This window comes from Neisseria sp. P0022.S010, from assembly GCF_051956635.1.
Genome location: NZ_JBQCXF010000328.1, coordinates 1 through 3,362, shown reverse-complemented (window position 1 = coordinate 3,362; position 3,362 = coordinate 1). Strand labels below are relative to the sequence as shown.

The following is a 3,362-nucleotide window of genomic DNA, read 5'->3' as shown; positions in this document are numbered from 1 at the left end:
ACTACAGATTTTGTCCATTCTCATTTTTACAAATTGTTTGATTTAACATAAAAGTTTGATGACTTTTGCAGCCTGCCATTTTACAAATTGACTATACCTCGATTTAAATCAAATTTCTTCCACTTAGCGAATTATTCTGTAACAAAATTACAGAATTTGTACTATAATACGCAGACACTTCGAAGAGAAATCTTCAACATTTCAGACGGCACTCATTATTTATTCCCACAGCTCCAGGCCGTCTGAAAAACACCCAATACAAAAATCAGAAACGCGCAAACAAAATCCCTATCATATCGTTTTGCCAGGAGACAGCACATGAACCCCACTCCTATTCACCCTAAACTCGCCGAGATTACCGAGCGCATCATCGAGCGCAGCCGCCCGACGCGTGAAAAATATCTGGCGAAAATCCGTAGTGCCAAACAGATGGGACGCTTAGAGCGCAACCAGCTCGGCTGCAGCAATTTGGCGCACGGCTACGCCTCCATGCCCAAAAGCATCAAAATCGAAATGCTTCAGGAAACCGTTCCCAACTTAGGCATCATTACTGCCTACAACGACATGGTTTCCGCACACCAGCCGTTTAAAGACTTCCCTGACCAAATCAAAGATGAAGCACAGAAAAACGGTGCGACCGCACAAGTCGCCGGCGGTACGCCCGCCATGTGCGACGGCATCACGCAAGGCTACGCCGGGATGGAATTGTCGCTGTTCTCCCGTGACGTGATTGCCATGAGTACCGCTGTCGGCCTGTCGCACCAAATGTTTGACGGCAGCCTGTTTATGGGCGTGTGCGATAAAATCGTTCCGGGTTTGATGATAGGCGCGCTTTCGTTCGGTCATATTCCCGGCATCTTTGTCCCCGCAGGTCCGATGTCCAGCGGTATCGGCAATAAAGAAAAGGCCCGTACCCGCCAACTTTTCGCCGAAGGCAAAGTCGGCCGCGATGCCTTGCTTGAAAGCGAAATGGGTTCTTACCACAGCCCGGGTACTTGTACCTTCTACGGCACTGCCAACTCCAACCAAATGATGATGGAAATGATGGGCGTGCACCTACCTGCCGCCGCCTTTGTCCACCCATACACCGACCTGCGCGAAGCCCTGACCCGCTACGCAGCCGGACACCTCGCACGCGGCATCAAAAATGGCACCATCAAACCATTGGGCGAAATGTTGACCGAAAAATCCTTCATCAACGCCCTGATCGGCCTGATGGCGACCGGCGGTTCGACCAACCACACCATGCACCTCGTTGCTATGGCGCGTGCCGCAGGCGTAATTTTGAACTGGGACGACTTCGACGAAATTTCCTCCATCATCCCATTGCTGATCCGTGTGTATCCCAACGGCAAAGCCGACGTGAACCACTTTACCGCAGCCGGCGGCCTGCCTTTCGTCATCCGCGAATTGCTGGACGCAGGTCTGTTGCACGACGATGTCGATACCGTCGTCGGACACGGTATGCGCCACTACACCAAAGAGCCTTTCCTCATTGATGGCAAACTCGAATGGCGCGAAGCCCCTGAAACCAGCGGCAATGAAGACATCCTGCGCAAAGCCGACAACCCGTTCTCCCCAGACGGCGGTCTGCGCCTGATGAAAGGCAATATCGGACGCGGCGTGATTAAAGTGTCTGCCGTGCGCGAGGGCTGCCGCATCATCGAAGCGCCCGCCATCGTGTTCAACGACCAACGCGAAGTGTTGGCAGCGTTTGAGCGCGGCGAGTTGGAACGCGATTTCGTCTGCGTTGTCCGCTACCAAGGTCCGCGCGCCAACGGTATGCCCGAGTTGCACAAACTGACCCCGCCTTTGGGCATCTTGCAAGACCGCGGCTTCAAAGTGGCGTTGCTGACCGACGGCCGTATGTCCGGCGCATCCGGCAAAGTTCCAGCCTCCATCCACATGACGCCTGAAGCCTTAATGGGCGGCAACATTGCCAAAATTCGTACCGGCGACCTGATCCGCTTCGACTCCGTTACCGGCGAACTCAACGTCCTGATCAACGAAGCCGAATGGAACGCCCGCGAAGTCGAACGCATCGACTTAAGCGCGAACCAACAAGGCTGCGGCCGCGAACTCTTCGCCAACTTCCGCAGCATGACCAGCAGCGCAGAAACCGGCGCCATGAGTTTCGGCGGCGAATTTGCCTAAACTCTTTTCAGACGGCCTTTTAAAACAATCAGGCCGTCTGAAACCATGTTAACGACCCTATTACGATACAGTCCCCAATGGAGACCTAAAATGTCTAAACTGACCCCTCGTGAAATTCTGACTGCCGGCGCAGTTGTGCCAGTAATGGCGATTGACGACTTGAGTACTGCCGTCGATTTATCCCATGCCCTTGTTGAAGGCTGCATTCCCACCCTCGAAATCACCCTGCGTACCCCTATCGGCCTCGACGCCATCCGCCTGATTGCCAAAGAAGTGCCCAACGCCATCGTCGGCGCGGGTACGGTTACCAATCCCGAGCAGCTCAAAGCCGTCGAAGACGCAGGCGCAGTTTTCGCCATCAGCCCAGGTTTGCACGAATCCCTCGCCAAAGCCAGCCACAACAGCGGCATCCCCCTGATTCCCGGCGTTGCCACTCCGGGCGAAGTCCAACTTGCTTTGGAACACGGTATCGATACCCTCAAACTTTTCCCTGCCGAAGTCGTTGGCGGCAAAGCCATGCTCAAAGCCCTCTACGGCCCTTATGCCGATGTTCGCTTCTGCCCGACCGGCGGCATCAGCTTGGCAACCGCACCCGAGTACTTGGCGCTGCCTAATGTCTTGTGCGTAGGTGGCTCATGGCTGACCCCGAAAGAAGCCGTCAAAAACAAAGACTGGGATACCATCACCCGTCTGGCACGCGAAGCTGCCGCTTTAAAACCAAAAGCCTAATCAGAATAAAAGAGCAAAGGCCGTCTGAATATGATTTCAGACTGCCTTTTTTACTGCAAGCATACCGAATCAAGCATTATTCGGCTTAATATTTATCCTAATTGGCAGCATTAACACACAAAGATTCAATCTTACCCGCGCGTGGGAAGCGGATGGTGTAACGTCCTTTTTGATTGATTTCGGCAAAGCTGAAGCGGTTTTCAGGTGCATCTCCATCAGCCCCTACTTCCAAAGCAATCCGTTTGCCTTTCGGGTCTTTCACAACGACACCGGGACTGACAGGCGCGAATGAAAGCACTAAACCGGCATCTGCCGAACTATTAAAACCAAACACTTGGCCACGTTTAACCTGTAAGGGTTGGTCAATGCAGCCTGTTTCGTTCAGAGGCAGCATTTTTTCAGCAGAGGCAAATGCCGCGCTCCCTAACCCTAAGGCAACAATCAGAGAAAAGCTCAAATATTCCATATAGTTTCCTTTT

The 3,362-nt window shown here is 53.0% G+C and carries 3 protein-coding genes; 2 read left to right on the top strand and 1 reads right to left on the bottom strand.

Going from position 1 to position 3,362, the window contains the following annotated elements:
* Positions 1-318: 318 nt before the first annotated feature.
* Both edd and ACTHUT_RS16185 read left to right on the top strand, forming a co-directional pair.
* Positions 319-2,154 carry a phosphogluconate dehydratase gene (gene edd / locus ACTHUT_RS16190; protein ID WP_070607988.1) on the top strand — a complete coding sequence of 612 codons (1,836 nt, stop codon included), beginning with the start codon at positions 319-321 and terminating at the stop codon, positions 2,152-2,154.
* Between the two features lie 90 nt (positions 2,155-2,244).
* Positions 2,245-2,883, top strand: a complete 639-nt coding sequence (locus ACTHUT_RS16185) for a bifunctional 4-hydroxy-2-oxoglutarate aldolase/2-dehydro-3-deoxy-phosphogluconate aldolase (protein WP_440419063.1) — start codon at positions 2,245-2,247, stop codon at positions 2,881-2,883.
* Positions 2,884-2,980: 97 nt separating this feature from the next.
* On the opposite strand, the gene ACTHUT_RS16180 is transcribed toward ACTHUT_RS16185, so the two are convergent.
* Positions 2,981-3,362: hypothetical protein (locus tag ACTHUT_RS16180; protein WP_440419062.1), on the bottom strand; the 382-nt coding region annotated here is incomplete at its 5' end.